This is a genomic window from Sphaerochaeta sp., from assembly GCF_050178175.1.
Classification (GTDB): Bacteria; Spirochaetota; Spirochaetia; order Sphaerochaetales; family Sphaerochaetaceae; genus Sphaerochaeta.
Map to the genome: position 1 here is coordinate 1 of NZ_JBFXGH010000009.1, position 16759 is coordinate 16759.

The 16759-nt window shown below is 50.0% G+C and carries 14 protein-coding genes; 3 read left to right on the top strand and 11 right to left on the bottom strand.

What is annotated here, in order from left to right:
• The 5 genes from AB7S66_RS02005 to aroF all read right to left on the bottom strand — a co-directional run.
• On the bottom strand, positions 1 to 307 hold a 307-nt coding region (locus AB7S66_RS02005), incomplete at its 3' end, for a hypothetical protein (protein ID WP_428517701.1).
• 138 nt (positions 308 to 445) lie between these two features.
• The gene (locus AB7S66_RS02010) at positions 446 to 1654 is read right to left on the bottom strand and encodes an L-serine ammonia-lyase (RefSeq protein ID WP_428517702.1); all 1209 of its coding nucleotides are present in this window, start codon (positions 1652 to 1654) and stop codon (positions 446 to 448) included.
• A gap of 41 nt (positions 1655 to 1695) precedes the next feature.
• Positions 1696 to 2313 (bottom strand): hypothetical protein, encoded by a 618-nt coding sequence (locus tag AB7S66_RS02015; RefSeq protein WP_428517703.1) that lies wholly within the window; start codon positions 2311 to 2313, stop codon positions 1696 to 1698.
• Between the two features lie 123 nt (positions 2314 to 2436).
• Entirely contained in the window at positions 2437 to 2973 is a 537-nt protein-coding gene (locus AB7S66_RS02020) for a DUF4416 family protein (protein WP_428517704.1), read from the bottom strand.
• 1 nt (position 2974) lies between these two features.
• The gene (gene aroF / locus AB7S66_RS02025) at positions 2975 to 4885 is read right to left on the bottom strand and encodes a 3-deoxy-7-phosphoheptulonate synthase (RefSeq protein WP_428517705.1); all 1911 of its coding nucleotides are present in this window, start codon (positions 4883 to 4885) and stop codon (positions 2975 to 2977) included.
• Positions 4886 to 4963: 78 nt separating this feature from the next.
• On the opposite strand from aroF, the gene AB7S66_RS02030 reads away from it, so the two are divergent.
• On the top strand, positions 4964 to 5626 hold the full coding sequence (locus tag AB7S66_RS02030) for an endonuclease III domain-containing protein (protein ID WP_428517706.1): 663 nt from the start codon (positions 4964 to 4966) through the stop codon (positions 5624 to 5626).
• Here AB7S66_RS02030 and AB7S66_RS02035 read toward each other — a convergent pair.
• The 6 genes from AB7S66_RS02035 to AB7S66_RS02060 are packed head-to-tail and all read right to left on the bottom strand — an operon-like array spanning position 5623 to position 12749.
• Positions 5623 to 6576, bottom strand: coding sequence for a methylenetetrahydrofolate reductase (locus AB7S66_RS02035; protein WP_428517707.1), 954 nt, complete (start codon positions 6574 to 6576; stop codon positions 5623 to 5625). The genes AB7S66_RS02030 and AB7S66_RS02035 overlap by 4 nt on opposite strands.
• 4 nt (positions 6577 to 6580) lie before the next feature.
• Positions 6581 to 10102 carry a methionine synthase gene (gene metH / locus AB7S66_RS02040; protein WP_428517708.1) on the bottom strand — a complete coding sequence of 1174 codons (3522 nt, stop codon included), beginning with the start codon at positions 10100 to 10102 and terminating at the stop codon, positions 6581 to 6583.
• 1 nt (position 10103) lies between these two features.
• Positions 10104 to 10838 carry a UPF0280 family protein gene (locus AB7S66_RS02045; protein WP_428517709.1) on the bottom strand — a complete coding sequence of 245 codons (735 nt, stop codon included), beginning with the start codon at positions 10836 to 10838 and terminating at the stop codon, positions 10104 to 10106.
• A gap of 2 nt (positions 10839 to 10840) precedes the next feature.
• A complete protein-coding gene (locus AB7S66_RS02050; RefSeq protein ID WP_198891218.1) occupies positions 10841 to 11254 on the bottom strand; it encodes an NIL domain-containing protein in 414 nt (137 codons plus the stop codon).
• Entirely contained in the window at positions 11251 to 12411 is a 1161-nt protein-coding gene (locus AB7S66_RS02055; RefSeq protein ID WP_428517710.1) for a homocysteine biosynthesis protein, read from the bottom strand. Before AB7S66_RS02055 ends, AB7S66_RS02050 begins: the two co-directional genes overlap by 4 nt.
• An 8-nt stretch (positions 12412 to 12419) precedes the next feature.
• Entirely contained in the window at positions 12420 to 12749 is a 330-nt protein-coding gene (locus tag AB7S66_RS02060) for an NGG1p interacting factor NIF3 (RefSeq protein ID WP_428517711.1), read from the bottom strand.
• Positions 12750 to 12784: 35 nt separating this feature from the next.
• Here AB7S66_RS02060 and pth point away from each other — a divergent pair, with 35 nt between their 5' ends.
• Both pth and AB7S66_RS02070 read left to right on the top strand, forming a co-directional pair.
• Complete coding sequence (gene pth / locus AB7S66_RS02065; protein WP_428517712.1) at positions 12785 to 13315, top strand: aminoacyl-tRNA hydrolase; 531 nt, start codon at positions 12785 to 12787, stop codon at positions 13313 to 13315.
• A gap of 99 nt (positions 13316 to 13414) precedes the next feature.
• A complete protein-coding gene (locus tag AB7S66_RS02070; protein WP_428517713.1) occupies positions 13415 to 16756 on the top strand; it encodes an alpha-amylase family glycosyl hydrolase in 3342 nt (1113 codons plus the stop codon).
• The last annotated feature ends 3 nt before the right edge of the window (positions 16757 to 16759 follow it).

Genomic DNA, 16759 nt, shown 5'->3' on the forward strand with positions numbered 1-16759 from the left:
CATCTTCTCTGACCATCTGATACAGCACTGAATGAGTACCATCAGTGAGAGGGGAGTAGGTTATTGAGACACTTCCCCTTCCACGGTGTTTTGCCTGAACGTACAATTCGGCGATAGGCACTTCCTGTTGGGACCTACGTTCACCGCCCTGAACCAGGACAAATTTTACAGATGAGGGGAATGGGTCCTGCAATGAGATTGCTGCAATGAGAGGATGAGAGAACACCAAACAGGCTATGAAAAAAATGCCAATACGAATTGCTTGGCTATTCTTGGAAAGATTAGGGCATCGATTCCACTGTTTCATAGCATACCTATCCAGAAAACCTATGTCAGTAGCAACGAGTATCAATGACATGTTCAGTACTATTAGACATGCCAAAAATCCATCTATATCAATCCTATAGAATAGATTAGAGCACAAACATCTTATGACATACTATTCTTATCCGAGGACTTTGGCAAGGCCGCCTTTGCTTGTTTCCCGATAGAGGGAAGGAAGCGCTTGTCCAGTTTCCATCATCACCTCGATGACACTGTCGAAAGAGACCTTATGCCGTCCATCACCAAGCAAGGCATAGGTGCAGTGGTCTATGGAGCGCATGGTAGCAAGGGCATTCCGCTCGATGCACGGAATCTGCACAAGACCACGCATTGGATCACAAGTAAGGCCAAGATGATGCTCAAGACCCATTTCTGCAGCATACTCTATCTGGAAGATGGAGCCACCAAGAAGCTGGGTAGCAGCAGCCCCTGCCATTGCACAGGCAACCCCTATCTCTCCTTGGCAACCAACCTCCGCCCCACTGATCGATCCATTGGTCTTTACCACATTGCCGATGATCCCGGCGGTGAGAAGTGCACGCAATATACGTATCTTGGGAAACTTATACTGTTTAGCCAGGTAGTACAAAACCCCAGGAAGCACACCACTGCTTCCACAGGTTGGGGCTGTGACAATCTTCCCCCCACCAGCATTCTCCTCACTGACTGCAAGAGCGTAGCTGATGGCAAATGCAGGATTTCCCATTGCAGCGGTGAACTCACCAGCCTTGGAGTTGAATTGGCTTGCCTTCCTTGGAAGCTTCAAGCCACCAGGAAGTACACCCTCTGCATTCACCCCACGCTCAATTGCATCACACATCACACTCCAGATTTCATCCATGTAGGTGAGAATGTCCGAATCCTCGAACTGGAGAGCAAATTCCCAGATCTGTATGCCCTCTTCTCCGCAGTAGTCAAGAATCTGGCGCATTTTGGAATATGCCTTGGGATATACTTCTGCAGCCTGGTCAGCATCTTCACCTTCCAGCACAATTTTTCCACCTCCCACACTGTAGTAGGTGTTCTCAAAGATGACTTCACCTGTATCAGAGAGGGAACGAATTGTAAGTGCATTGGGGTGGAAAGGTTTCTCAATTTCTGGGTACCAGACAATCTCAACATCTTTGCCCGCGGAGGAAAACACCTCTCGCAAGGCTTTATCGGTCAAGTGTCCCTTCCCGGTAGCAGCCAAACTTCCGTACAGATCAGCCTCAAACCGCTGGCAGTCAGCATGAAGGGAGAGGAAGTGTTGTGCTGCAGAGCGCGGGCCCATGGTATGGCTACTCGAGGGGCCATACCCGATTCTGTAGAGTTCACGCAAGGATTCCATGTACAAACTCTACCGGTTTATAGTAAAAATGGGAAGCTCTTTTACCAGGGAGGCGCTTTTGAGAGACTACTCAGGTACTCACCCTTCTTAAGATCCACATAGAGTGAAAGACAAAGGGAGCCTTCCCTATTGAGAAACCGTTGCAATCCACCCTCCAGTTCCAAGGAAACAACCTCTCCCCATCTATTCCAGAAGGGTTCCTGGCTTAGCCGCTCGGGAACCCAGTAACCGGATGGAATATCAGATACGGATACTTCCAGTTTCTCATAGTGTCTCAGACCAGGAGGTATACCCTCCCCATTGAGCAAGGAAACCACCAATGCGTTCCCGTCAAGAAGGGATGCATCCCCTACCTCATCGGCAAGATAGGTGGCATTGATATGCTCCACTGCCTCAGGATTGAACTGATAGGAGTCAAGAAGAAGTTTGGCAAGCTCTCCTTGTTCCTGGCTAAGTGTTACAGAATCGTCTGCCCCAGGATGGTAGAACCCACCATAAGGATGCAGGGAAGAGAGCGGATAGGCACAGAAAACAGTCAAGGAATCCCTCGGTACGGTGAGCGTGACTCGATTTTGTCCCTCTATGAGATGCATGGAACTGCGAGTCCCATCCCCATTTGTATACACCAAGGTATGCCAGAGCGGACGATGGGAGGCCACCGCCCAAGGATGGGGATCCTGCAAAGAGACCGTTATCCGTTGTTCGTGTAAAACATTTGCCTCACATCCAATACAGAGTATGAGAAGGAGGCAACAAAATACTACTCTCACACCTTATAAGCATTACAAGAGGCCTTCTTGCTTCAGCTGTCTTCGATACTGCTCTCTCCAAGAGGCGAAGAGGAGTTTTACTTCCTCACTCGTATAATCTGCATAGGTCCAGGGAAAGCTTTTAAACTGCTTGTTTGCATACATCAGGGTAAGTTCAGCATAGATGCCTTCAGATAATGGAATGCGGTGTGCACGATTTTTGGTAGTGGCAAGCACAAGATTGGCCTGGCCCAGCAATCCGGGATCCAGATTCACTCTCCTCCCACCATCCTGGGCAAATTCCGCTTCCAATGCATTGGTCTCTCGCTTGATCGCAGATAGCCGGGACGGATCGATGAGAGGGGCAAAGCTCAGATAAAACCGCAAGGGTTTTCCTCCCATCTCATCGTCATAGTAATCGGTATAGGTAAAGGGTTTGGGCTCTGTACTATCCAAGATAGGCCCATACCGCTCAATAAGGCGCTCCTTCACGAGAGGAATCATCTCCTGTTGTGAAACCAACACCCCCATCACCAGACGATGGGGCAGGAAACCCTGCTCCCTATCCATGTCAGAGTGTGCTGGAATAGGTCCCCAGGACCCGAATCGAGTGGCAAATGCCACCAAGCTCTTCAAGTGCAACCTTGAACGCACCTTCCTCCCCAAGCTCCGTCTCCACAAAGAAAGAGTACTCCCATGGCTTTCCAGGGATAGGACGGCTTTCCAGTTTTTTCATATTCAAACCATGCTTGGTAAGAACAAGGAGGGCTTGGAAGAGAGATCCTGGGCGATCGGGAACAGTGAACCGCAAGGAAGCACGATTGACCTGGCTGGCAGACCGAAACACACTGCTTCGCTCTTCACGGCAGATAATGTAGAAGCGTGTATAGTTGCTGGAGTTGCTTTCGATAGCCTCTTCAAGGACCTCAAGTCCATGCACCTTTGCCGCAGGAAGGCCTGCAATGGCTGCTTTATGGATGTCACCACACTCTTTTACATAGGCGACTGCACCAGCGGTATCGAAGAAGGGAATTGCCTTGGCGTGTGCCATCTCCTTTGCAAGGTAGTCAGTACACTGGGCAAGCCCCTGCGGGTGAGAATAGATCTCCCTGATGTCCTCCTTCTTGGCCCCATGGAGTGCAATAAGGTTGTGGATTATCCTGATCTGTTGCTCTCCCACAACCTCGATACCTGGATGTCTATCCAGAAGGTCCAGATTTTCGTACAGCGTACCACCCAGGGTATTCTCCATGGGAATCATGCCATAGGAAGCCTTGCCTTCCATGACTGCCTCAAAGACATCTGCAAAACCTTTACAAGGAAGCACCTTGGTGCTCTCGTCAAATGCCCGCTGGATTGCAAGTTCACTGTAAGCCCCTCTCTCTCCTTGGAATGCGACCACCAACTGGTCCTTCTCTGGAACCTGTTCCTTTGTATGGGAAATTGTAATGGGGGAAAGCCGGGGAATGCGTTCCAATGATTTTCCCACCACCGAGCTCAGTGCCTGGATGTCACGCATCAATTTCTCAAACTGGGACGGATAGAGGGATTGCGGACCATCACTGAAGGCTTTCTCAGGATGGTTGTGTACTTCAACGATCAAACCAGAGGCTCCACTGGCAATCAACGCCAGGCTCATCGGGGAAACCATGTCCCTCACCCCTGTTGCATGGCTTGGATCGCCAATGACCGGCAAGTGGGTCATCTTCTGCACCATGGGGATTGCTGAGATATCGAGGGTATTCCTTGTAGCCCGTTCATAGGTACGAATTCCTCGTTCACACAGGACCACCTGGTCGGTACCACTGCTCATCAGGTATTCAGCGGCCATCAGCCACTCCTCGATGGTGGCGCAAAGTCCTCGCTTCAGGAGAACCGGCATACCGGTCTTCCCTACAGCCTTGAGGAGTTCAAAATTCTGCATGTTCCTTGCCCCGATCTGGAACATGTCTATGTACTTTTCCATCATCGGTGCATCTGAAGGATTCACTATTTCACTGGTTACCGGCATACCGAACGTCTCACCGGCTTCCTTGAGGTACTGCAGCCCCTCTTCTCCCAAACCCTGGAAGGCATAGGGGCTGGTTCTTGGCTTGAATGCACCTCCCCTGAGAATGACAGCACCCGCATCTCGTACTGCCTCAGCAATGCTCATGATCTGCTCACGTGACTCTATTGCACAGGGGCCGGCAAACATGGCAATACGGTTTCCACCAATCTTCACTTTGCCAACGGACACAATGGTGTCCTCCTTCTTCAGTTCCCTTGAAGCAAGTTTATAGGGTTTGCTGATGGGTACCACACTGGCCACTCCCTCAAGCATCTCCACTTCCCTGATGTCAACGGTACTCCGGCCCACCGCACCAAAGACAGTTTCTTCCTGTCCAATGATTTCTTTGACGGTGTAGCCCTTTTCAACAAGGAAGGATCTGATTGCTTCCCTCTGTGTGTCACCAATGTTCTTTTGCAGTACGATTATCATGAAAATACGCTAGAGTGTAATAGTAAAAAGGTCAAGTAATCATTGCCTATTTTACCTTTCCATGATAGGAGAATGCCTATGGATGATGCATATTGGGATTCAGTTTTCACGCAGTTCAAGCAAGCAATCGAGAAGGAGGGTGGTATCCTACCCTCAGTTTCGGTAATTGCAGAGAGGGAGAACGATCCCTTTCGGGTGCTTATAGCTACCATCATATCACTGAGAACCAAGGATGAGGTGACCCTCGATGCAAGCGCAAGACTCTTTGCGCTCGCGAAGGACCCAAAGGGTATGCTTCATCTCAGTGAAGAGGAAATCCAGAAGGCCATCTACCCATCAGGGTTCTATAAAACCAAAGCAAGGAATATCAAAACCATCAGCAGAATACTCCTTGAACAGTATGGGGGAGTTGTTCCAAATGACCAGCAAGCGCTGCTCTCCCTCCCTGGGGTAGGCATTAAAACCGCAAATCTCACCCTCAACCTGGGGTTCCAGATTGAGGCTATCTGCGTGGATTGCCATGTTCACCAGATTGCAAATCGAATGGGATGGGTGGAGACAAAAACCCCGGAGCAGACAGAGAAAGATCTTATGGGAATCATGCCAAGAAGATTCTGGATTCCTCTCAATGAACTATTGGTGCGATATGGACAGCTCATCTGTACACCAATCAGCCCCTTCTGCAGCAAATGCCCTGAAGCGGAGCACTGTCCGAAGATTGGAGTGAAGCGTAGTCGTTAAAACACTTCCCTGACAATCTTGGCTACCCTGTCCGCCTTTCCAAGGGTGTAAAAATGTACACCGGGAACATCATGGGCGAGCAGATCCTTTGCCTGTTTGATACACCAATATTCGCCAATCTCCCTGATTTCAGCGAGCTTTGTTGCACCATTCACCAGAGAAACAAGCTCATCGGGAAAATCGACATGGAACGTCTGGGGGATGGTGGCAAGATCTCGCTTACTGCCAATGGGCTTTATTCCGGGAATGATGGGCACAGTGATGCCTTCTTTTCTACAGGCATCAACAAAGCGATAGTACACACTATTGTCGAAGAACATCTGGGTGACAATATACTGGGCACCACTGTCCACCTTCTTCTTCAACATCTGGATATCATAGGTGAGGTTTGGAGCTTCCCCATGCTTCTCTGGATAGCCTGCAACGCCGGTACAGAAGTGGGTTTTTTGCGCATTCTGGAGTTGCTTATCCAGATAGATTCCCTCGTTGAGGCGAGCAATCTGGGTTACCAGATCACTTGAGTGATCATAGCCACCTTTTACCGGCACAAACCGCTTCACCCCATTTGGAGGATCCCCCCTCAGTGCAAGGATATTCTCGATGCCCAGGAAATTAAGCTCCACCAAGGCATCCTCAAGCTGGTCGGCATCCATCCCTCCGCAGATCAGGTGTGCCACTACAGGAATCTGGAATGTATATTGGATCAAGGCTGAAAGTGCAACCGTACCAGGTCTCTTATGCACGGTTCGCCGCTCCAGGAGCCCATCTTCCCTTTCCACGTAGACCACCTCCTGCTGGTGGTTGGTTACATTGATGTATGCTGGATTGAATTCACTGAGCGTACGCACGGATTCCAGCAGCGTCTGGACATCTCCGCCCTTCAAAGGGGGAACCAGTTCAAAGGTAAACAGGGGTTTCTTTGCCTCATTGAGTATGTCGATTACTTGCATGGCTTCAGTATTCCATACCACTGAGGAGCGTGGCAAGCATCTGCCTGTCTATACTTTTCCGCTTTGCGTAGAGGGAGAGCTGTTCTTCACTGACATGCTTGAGGGCAAAATACCGAAGATGCTCCCCTCCGATCAGCATCCCGCATACCGAGGAGGGAGGATTCATGGCGAAACTTTCAGTAAGCTGTACCCCGATCCTCTCGGTTGCATCAAGCAAGCTGAACAGGGTGCCCTTCTCACTATGGTCGTTCCAGGAGGGGTATCCTGGGGCTGGACGTAGGTAGGAAGGCAATTGCTCCCCCCACATGGATACAATCAACTGCTGCGCTTTCTCGGCAAGTGCTTCGGCAAGGCGGTCGGCAAGAAGTTTGACAGAAAGGTGCCGCATGGTATCCCCCTGCTCCCCCAGCTCCTTGAGATAGGGAGCCAAGGAAAGGGAACTGGTAGTTACAAACAAACCGACCGTATCCTCTTTTGCAATCATATCAGCAATACAGAGGCCACTCTTCTCGTCTCGAAGGAAGTAGAATGTCTTATCACTCACCTGTACCGCCAATCGGTCGCTCTTGGCTGGGAATACCCCATAGACAATCCTGCATCCTTGCTCAAAGAGAAGACGAATCTTCTCCTCTTCCAGAAGTGCTTTCGCTTGTTTGATGAGTCTTACTCCCTCTTCACTGGAAGGAGGAACCTTCCATGCAGCGCAGTACATGTTCCAGTTGATAAGATCAACCAAATCAGCGAGAGGAATGTCTTTCAGCGTATTCACCCCATAGGTTTTTGCCTTCGTTCCCACGCTCTTTTGCTCACTGCTTTCCAAGGAAAAAGCATATCCAACAGCAACGGAGGAACTCTTCTCCTCTTTTACATCCTGATGATTCTCCCTGAGTTGGCGGTAATGCTCATGTACTTCATGAAAGAATGCAAGACGGTTGGGCCCTACCACTTCATTAGCCGCCAAGGCCATGGCAGAAGCATCTTTTGTCTGAATGACAGGATTCGAGTAGCGTACTGAAAGCTTCACCGCGGTATGGATCTCACTCGTGGTTGCCCCTCCTACAAAGATGGGAATGCTGGCCCCCCGCTCCTCGAATAGGGAGATGACCCTCTCCATCTCCTTCAGGGATGGTGTGATCAAACCACTCAGGCCGACAATGTCTGCCTGGTATTTGATGGCTGCATCATAAATATCTGCTGACGGTACCATCACCCCGAGGTCAATGACTTCAAAGCCATTGCAGGTAAGAATGAGCGCAACAATATTCTTGCCGATATCATGCACATCGCCCTTGACCGTAGCAAGGACAGCAAGTTTCTTTTGATTCCTTGTTTCATGCAAGTTCTTCGCTAAATAGGCAGTAATACGTGGCTGGAGGATATCAACCGCAAGCTTCATTGTCCTTGCACTCCGCACCACCTGGGGTAGGAACAACTTTCCTTTCCCAAAGAGACGACCCACCTCCTTCATGCCATCCATCAAGGGACCTTCCACCAAGGAGAGAGGATTTTCTTCTTTCATTGCCTCCAAGTCCTGGGAGAGATAGGTATGGTCCCCTGCTACCACTGCATCATAGAGCCGATCAGAAGCACTTCGCTCAGAGCGAGGTGCAACCTTCTTCTTGGGAGTGTCCTCACTCTGCATGGTCAGGGCGAGATTGATCAGTTCAGCCCTGATATCTGCCAGATCACCCCCATCTGCCATAAGAGCATGTTCAATAGTGGAACGAACATCCTTGTTCAATGTTTGAACATCAATAAGACTTGCAGGATTGATGATTGCCATATCAAGGTCGGCCAACTCCAACAAGATGGCATGCATAGCAGAGCGAAGTGCATCATTCCCACGGAAGGAGAAGGAGAGATTGCTCACGCCTCCGCTGGTATGGCACCTCGGATAAAGCCGCTTGAGTTCCCGGGTGGCAAGAATGAAATCGCGGGCATAGGTATCGTGCTCTTCGATACCGGTGGCAATAGAGAGAACATTGGCATCGAAGATAATATCCTCATCCCTGATCCCTGCCTGATGAAGCAGGGAATAGCTCCTCTTTGCAATGGCTATCTTACGTTCATAGGTAGCGGCCTGTCCCTCTTCATCAAACAACATGACCACCATTGCATGACCATAGCGGGCAATGTGCTTGGCATGGGAAATGAATGTTTCCTCTCCCTCTTTCAGACTGATTGAGTTAACGATCCCTCGTCCCTGGACCTCTCCCAGTGCGGAGCAGACAACCTCCCAATCTGATGAGTCGATCATGATTGCTGCCTTTGCCACTGAGGGATCACTCGCGATATAGCGTAGGAAGTTCTTCATACTCCTCTCAGCATCAAGCATGGATGCATCCATACAGAGATCCAGGACAGAAGAGCCATGGGCTACTTGCTCCCGGGCGATCTGGAGAGCTTCCTCCCACTTTTCTTCCTTGATCAGGCGGGCAAACTTTCTCGAACCGGCAACATTGGTTCTCTCTCCAACCAGAAGGATTTCACCTTCTTTTTCCTGCACGGCATCCATCCCACTCAAGGCCAGGGAAGAAGCTATCGAAGGCAGCTGTCGAACCACAGCCTGAGCAGAGGCTTCCTTCAATGCCTTGATGTGAACAGGGGTGGTCCCACAACATCCACCGAGAATGTTCAGATATCCTTTTTGCAAGGCAGGGGCAAGCTCTTTTGCCATCTGCTGTGCCTGCAGCTGATAATTTCCTTCCTTGTCCGGGAATCCTGCATTGGGGTGGGCACTGACATAGAAGGGACAAAGCCCCGAGAGTTTCTCGATAAGAGGAAGCATCTCCTTCGGCCCGGTGGAACAGTTGAGTCCCAGGCTGAAAAGGGGAAAGGGGACAAGGCTTGCCACAAAGGCCTCCAGGGTCTGCCCACTGAGCGTCCTTCCACTCTGGTCACTGAAGGTTACACTTACCATCAGAGGAATGGTCCTCTGCTGTGCTTCCATCTCTTCCAGACATGCAATGATGGCACTTTTTGCCACCAAGGTATCGAAGACCGTCTCGATGAGGAGGAGGTCTACCCCTCCTTGCAGCAGTGCACGCACTTGTTCACGATACATCTCCAAAAAGGAGGAAAAGTCTTTTTGTCGATAGGCTGGGTCTTCTACCTTCTCAGAGAAGGAGAGTGAACGGTTGGTAGGACCAAGAACCCCTGCAACAAAGGCATACCCGTCATGGGTTGCTTCATAGTCCGCCGCTGCCTCACGTGCAATTTCACAGGCAGCCAGGTTGATGGGTCCCACCTCTCCTGATAGGCCATACTCCGCAAGATTGAATGCATTTGCGCAGAAGGTGTTGGTCTCGATGATGTCGGCACCAGAGGATAAGTACTCTTGGTGAATCTGATAAATGACATCACCCCTACTGAGGTTGAGAAATTCATTACAGCCAGGGGCCGAAATATCCTCCAGGGTATAATCCTCGACCTGCAATCCCTGCTTTTGAATCATGGTACCCATAGCCCCATCCAGGAGCACGATTCTCTTTTCAAGCAACACCTGCAAGTATTCTTTCCTATCCATGTCAGGTACCTACCTCCAAAAGGCCACCCACGGCCAATGTGTCTTCAAATATCACTACAGCGGAGAGGACTGCTTCCTGCTTTGTAAGTGCTTCGCACACCTTCCCCACATCCTCTTTCCCGGAGACACGATTGCAGTAGGCAGTCGCATACGCATCCGCAAGGGCAGCATCTTTGCATGCAACCATAACAGCATCAGCCTTGCCGAAACTTATTGAGTGCCCAATCTTTCCTGAACTGGTACAGACTCCCATGGGACCATAGGAAGGATCAACAATGATGGAAAGCTTCCCTGAAAGTATACTGGTTGGTGCAAAAATCTGCACAGGAAGAGGTTTCTGGACATCAATATACAAATCGCCACCATTTTCAACAACAATCTCCAAGAGACCAAACCGGTCCTTGAGATGCCTGCCAATGCGTTCGGCGATTGCCCCCGCCACACTGGAAAAAGGGCCAGTGCCTGAACGTTTCCCTGCATCAAACATACGCTGCAGCAACACAGAAAGGTCTCCCCTCGGTTGCAAGGGAACAAAGCTGGTAAACAGCTGGGGGTCCCCATAGTCGAGAAGCTCCCTTCTCAGTCGTCTTAAAAGGGTTGTCGTTTCAGCCTGTAGGGAGCCCTTATCGGCAGGCCCCTGGAATCCAATCCAAACATCACTCTCCCCTACAGAAAGGGAGAATGAAGAGAAACGGGTGGACCCCATGCTCTGGCGATAGGCTCTCCTTTGGTACAATTCTAAGCCTCCCGTTCGTGTGATACCTCAAACAGGCGCATTGGACAGGCATGGACACAGAGCCCACACACAACACAATGTGATACATCAAATTGCAGCTTTGCCTCAGAATCCATCCATAAGGCACCGGAGGAACAGACAGCCGTGCAAGCCCCGCAGTCAATACACCCATCCTGGTTGAAGAGCAGCTCCTTGACCATCTCAGAGACGACAACTCCGATCTCTCCGAGATAAATGACACTCGCATCCAAGTCTTGCTCGGTTCCACTCAACTCAACAATGAGCTTCCCCCCACGACCACTGGCAACATCCGCGTTGAGGATATTGATGTCCACATCGTAGGATCGGGCAAGCTTGCTTACAATAGGTTGCTCCACCAAGGTGGGAGAGAAGCGCAAGGCATATCGCTTTTTCATTTCTCACCTCCTTCACGAGGCACCAAAGGTTTTACAAAACTGTCAGTTGGGAACGTATGCACTGGCTCAGAGAGGAAGAATCGTTTCTCCTTGATCCAGGAAGCCAAGACATCGGCAATCTCCCGTGCCTTGGCTAGGGAAGAGAGGGGAGCTGTCTTTACTTCCTTTCCATCACTCAAGGTGACAGATCCACTGGCAAGCTGGGCATAGGAACAGGTCCCGACTGATGGGTGCCCATCCTGCCCGTAGTCGAGAATATTGGTGATGATCTTCTCATTTGAGATAGCGAGATGGGCTGCCATTTTCTCATCAAGTACCGGTATGGGAATACCGATACCGACAAACATCGAGACACCATACTTCTCATAGTAGGCAGAGCGGATATACTCCCTCGACATCTGTTTTGCATCCCCTATGACTGCAAGGGTTGCCCCCGGCATGGTGGGAATACCTTCTGGGGTACGCTCCCGTCTGGTATGGAACTGAGTCCCGTTCCATACCACATACCCCTCTCCTCCACCGAGGAAAATCCGGGTTCCAAGACCAATGGTTCTCAGGTAGGGATCATTCAGCAAGGGACTCAGTTCACCACTGGTGGAGTAGGTTACGTTCGAGAACCTGGGAAGAAGGCTGCCCATATAAGTGTACCTGATCCGGTTCGTGCTGTTGGTTGCTGCTGCATAGTTTTGGTAGGCGTTTCGGGGATTGAAGAGATAGAACTCGTTGATGGTATCCTTGTTGATATAGGTATCAATCTCCTTGGTGGGATAGCAATCGGTTCCTTTCCCCCTGGCATGCAGACGCACATCCTTGCCATCGATCAACTCCTCGATAACATTCGCACCACCGTAGGTAGCATCAAACTTGGATTCACTGGTTGCACCTATGTAGGTGTCCACTGCAGCAAGGCCCTCATAGGCATTCACCCCATTGAGGGTAATCTCCTCCATACGGATACCGGGAGACCAGTGTCCGAAATTGATGATTGCTCCACTGGAGCACATAGGACCAAAGGTGGCTGTGGTTACGATATCCACCTCTTCACTGAGTTCTTTTAGGTCTTTCTCTTTTGCCATCGCGGTAAAGGCTTCCGCACTGACCACGACAACCGTGCCTTTCTTGATTTTCTCATTGATCTGGGAAACTGTCTTTGCCATAGGGGCTCCTATTCGTCGCTCAACCCATCAAGGGTCAAGACCGGGATCAGATGATAAGCAGGGACCTCGTAGGGATGACTTTCCAAGAGCGCATCCACCACCGGGGCAGCAAATTCTTCATCAACCACCAATTCTAGACGCCACTCCGGCTCTTGTGCAAGCTCCCCTACCTGCCCAATGAAGGGAGATGAGCCTTTCAATGGACGAAATTGGCCGGTTCCTTGGCTCTGGTAGCAACAGGAATCATAAGAGCCCATCTTTCCAGCTCCTGCTTTGAAGAGAGCCTCTTTCACCTGCTCAAGATGAGAATCAGGAACATAGGTTACCAGTATGTACACCTTTTCTCTCCTTCTGTTTGTCCGTATGATAAGGTATGGTAAAACTTCTGGTATTTCTCGGCAACCCTGGCAAAGCGTATGAGAAAACCCGGCACAATGTAGGCTGGATGGTTTGTGATCATATGTACCCAACACTCCCATGGACACAGAAATTCAATGGGCTGATTGCCCAGGATGGGGGAATCAGGTTGCTTAAGCCACATACCTACATGAACGAAAGCGGCAAATCAGTTCGATCCTGTATGGATTTCTTCTCCTATACAGCACAGGAAGTCCTGGTCATCCATGACGATCTGGAGCTTCCCTTTGGGACAATCAGGATGCAGCGTGGCGGAGGCTTGCAAGGGCACAATGGATTGAAGTCAATCAAGAGCCATATCAAGGACGACGGGTTCATCCGACTCCGCATAGGAATCGGGAGACCAAGGCATGGAACCGTTTCCTCCTTTGTATTGCAACGCTTCTCCCCAGAAGAAGAGATTTCTCTTCCCTTGATTCTTGATTCAGCAAAACAAATGCTTATAGATGATATTTCTACTCTTCCTGTCACAAATACATTAGTCTAACAGTAGCCAATTCCCAAGAAAGTGGTTACAACCATGGCCACTCGTGATATACTTGGAGTACCACTACCAGGGATACAACCACCCTCAGGGAGGCGTGATTTGATTACACGTGATTTTCGTATTTCAGTTCGCACAAGGACTGAAATTGATTTTTTTCCAGCGTTGTTTCCGTCAGATGCCGACCTTGGAGATCTCTATAAGCAGGCAACTGAACTCGCATACCTTTTCAATACGAAGGTAAAAGCAAAGGGAGGAAATGACTGGGTCTCTTCGGCAAAACTCCTTGCCTCGGCCGTCCTGCATCAACTCTACCAGAGTGTTCTTTCCCACTACCTAAGCTACAGTGAACCTGATTTCTTTACCCGCTTGACCACATTGGTCAACAAGAACCACGCAGCCCAGGAAGTGCTTGCCTTCTACATGAAGGAATTCCCTTCCCCCCTCTTGGTCGAGCAGGGTCTGCCACTTGAATACTTCTATGAAGAGTCTCTCAGGGGATATTTCATCCATCAGGTCATGCAGGAAAACCCTGCACTCATGAAGGCAACCAAACCATTCCTTGCCCCGGAAGGACTCTCCTTTCCCAAGGCTGCCCAGGCACTCACCGCTTTGATGGGAGGGTATACCCTCTCCAGTGCATCAATGACCAACAGTGACGAGGACATTTTCTCCTTCCTCACCAGACCGGCAAAGCTTTATCCCGATTCCCTGACCGACCAAATCTCCTTCATCATAGAAAACTGGGGAGAACTGATTCCCCAACGCTTGAAGGAGTTGCTCCTGAAAGCAATCGATGTGGTCAAGGAAGAAGAGAAGCCACACTTCCCGGGAGATGGGGGAAGCCCGGTTATGGTCGTACCCGACTATACCCTCTATGACCAGGAGCAGGAGGCATTCACTACCGACCGGAATTGGATGCCAAATGTAATCATGTTAGCCAAATCCACCCTTGTATGGCTGGACCAGCTGAGCAAGGAGTATGAATACCCTATTGATACCTTGGATAAGATTCCTGATCGAGAGCTCGATCATATTGCAACGAGGGGCTTCACTGCACTCTGGCTTATCGGTCTATGGGAAAGAAGCACCGCAAGCAAGAAAATCAAGAACCTCTGTGGCAATCCTGATGCGGAAGCCTCCGCATACTCCTTGAAAAATTACGAGATTGCAGAGGTCATCGGGGGATGGCCTGCCTTGGACAACCTTCGAAAGCGGTGTGCCAGCCGAGGCATCAGGCTTGCCAGTGACATGGTTCCAAACCATTGTGGAATCGACGGGGATTGGGTCTTTGAGCACAGCGACTTTTTCATCCAGCAAAGTTATCCACCTTTCCCTTCCTATACCTATGATGGGCCAAACCTCTCTTCGCACCCGGATGTTGAGATCAAGCTGGAGGACCATTACTACGATCGCAGTGATGCTGCAGTAACCTTCAGGAGAAGGGATCTGAGAAATGGGAACACCACCTACATCTTCCATGGTAATGATGGTACATCGATGCCCTGGAACGATACTGCACAGCTGGATTTCCTCAACCCGGCAACACGGGAGGCTGTCTATCAACAGATAAAGCATGTTGCCAGCAACTTTCCCATCATTCGCTTTGATGCTGCAATGACATTGGCAAAGAAACACATCCAACGACTATGGTATCCTAAACCGGGCCACGGAGGGGATATCGCCGGGCGTGCCCAGTATGGTATGGATGAGGCTGAGTTCAACCGTCAAATCCCCAAGGAGTTCTGGCGAGAGGTGGTGGACAGGATCAATGAGGAATTGCCTGATACACTGTTGCTTGCAGAAGCATTCTGGATGATGGAAGGATACTTTGTCCGCACACTTGGAATGCATCGCGTGTATAACAGCGCATTTATGAACATGCTCAAGAACCAGGAAAACCAGAAGTATCGTGAGACTATCAAGAATACGCTCAACTTCGACCCTGAGATCCTTAAACGATTCGTGAACTTCATGAACAACCCAGATGAGGAAACTGCCATCGCCCAGTTTGGGGATGGGGACAAGTACTTCGGTGTATGTACCTTGCTGGTAACCATGCCGGGGCTTCCCATGTTCGGCCACGGGCAGGTTGAAGGGTACCGGGAAAAATACGGGATGGAATACCGCCGTGCATATTGGGATGAGAAACCCAACGAATACTTGATAGGGGAACATTATCGAAGGATCTTCCCACTCCTGAAGAAACGATACCTTTTCAGTGGCGTTGACAATTTCCAGCTCTTCGATCTTTACCGTGATGGGGAGGTGCAACAGTCTGCATTCTGCTACGTGAATGGAACAGAACATGAACGGGTCTTGGTCCTATACAACAACCAGTATGAAGTGGTGGAAGGATGGATAAAATCCTCTGCCCCAAAAGTAAAGAAATCAAACGGGGAGAAGCACCTTGAGGAAGTCAGCCTTGCCGAGGCTTTGACCCTGACGGTGGGAGGAAGGCGGTACGTTATCATGGACTCTTTCAGCGATGGCCTGACCTATATGAAACCTTCCCTCAAGGTCTTCGACGAAGGATTCTTTGTACACCTCCGTGGGTTTGAGACCAAGGTATACCTGAACATCCGGGAAGTTGAGGACACTGATGGAGTCTACTCTGCCCTGTATGAACAGATGGGAGATTCAGGCATTGCAAACTTTGAACAGGAAATCCTTGCACTCAGGCTCAAACCAGTCTTCAAGGCAATGGATCATTTCCTTTCTCCTTCCTTCCACAAGCAGATCAAACGAATGATGGAGGGAAAAGCCACCAGTAAAACAGAGCGTACCCTTATTCTTTTGTTGGCAGAAGCATATACACACCTCTCGGCAGTTGTGGAAAACCTACACCCTGAGGCTCGAAAGTCACTACCCTCCATTCCCCGTGAAATAAGTCCAAGTTCCATGCTTGAGGAAATCCAGAGAATGAGTACTCTCTTCAGCAAGGAAGAGAGCAGGCTCTTCATGCAAGGAACCAGAATTCTTGATGAGATGGGATCAGTCATGGCTGCAGCACTTTTCCTGAAGCCCTTCCTCAGCGAGGATGCAACCATAAGCGATGCAATGGTGGCAAGTGACAAGCTGTTGCTCTACCGTTTCTTCTCCAAGCAACTGTGTGAGGCTGGTTTTGAACAGGAACTTGCAAGAAAGGCTTGCCATAGTGCAGCCATCCTAGCTGCCAGTGCGTACATGGTCGACGACAGTGAGGATGACCCAAGGAAGATCCTGGCCACACTGCTTGAAGATCCTTCTCTCAGGTCATACGCCCAAGTCAATGAACACCAAGGGGTGACATGGTATACCAAGGAGGCAATGCAAGAGATTATCTATCTTTCCGCTCTCTCCCTTGCAATCCATAAGGGGATGGCCAATGCACAGGGGTATGTAAAGACCTTGATGGAGGCAGAGACGGAAGCACTCTATAAACTTGATCGGCTTTTAGGGTAATCC

Excerpts from the sequence above, each read along its gene's own strand:
- AB7S66_RS02055 (WP_428517710.1), bottom strand. The coding sequence starts at position 12,411 with ATGGCAAAGACAGTTTCCCAGATCAATGAGAAAATCAAGAAAGGCACG.
- metH (WP_428517708.1), bottom strand. The coding sequence starts at position 10,102 with ATGGATAGGAAAGAATACTTGCAGGTGTTGCTTGAAAAGAGAATCGTG.
- AB7S66_RS02010 (WP_428517702.1), bottom strand. The coding sequence starts at position 1,654 with ATGGAATCCTTGCGTGAACTCTACAGAATCGGGTATGGCCCCTCGAGT.
- AB7S66_RS02030 (WP_428517706.1), top strand. The coding sequence starts at position 4,964 with ATGGATGATGCATATTGGGATTCAGTTTTCACGCAGTTCAAGCAAGCA.
- AB7S66_RS02035 (WP_428517707.1), bottom strand. The coding sequence starts at position 6,576 with ATGCAAGTAATCGACATACTCAATGAGGCAAAGAAACCCCTGTTTACC.
- AB7S66_RS02020 (WP_428517704.1), bottom strand. The coding sequence starts at position 2,973 with ATGGATAGGGAGCAGGGTTTCCTGCCCCATCGTCTGGTGATGGGGGTG.
- aroF (WP_428517705.1), bottom strand. The coding sequence starts at position 4,885 with ATGATAATCGTACTGCAAAAGAACATTGGTGACACACAGAGGGAAGCA.
- pth (WP_428517712.1), top strand. The coding sequence starts at position 12,785 with ATGGTAAAACTTCTGGTATTTCTCGGCAACCCTGGCAAAGCGTATGAG.
- AB7S66_RS02050 (WP_198891218.1), bottom strand. The coding sequence starts at position 11,254 with ATGAAAAAGCGATATGCCTTGCGCTTCTCTCCCACCTTGGTGGAGCAA.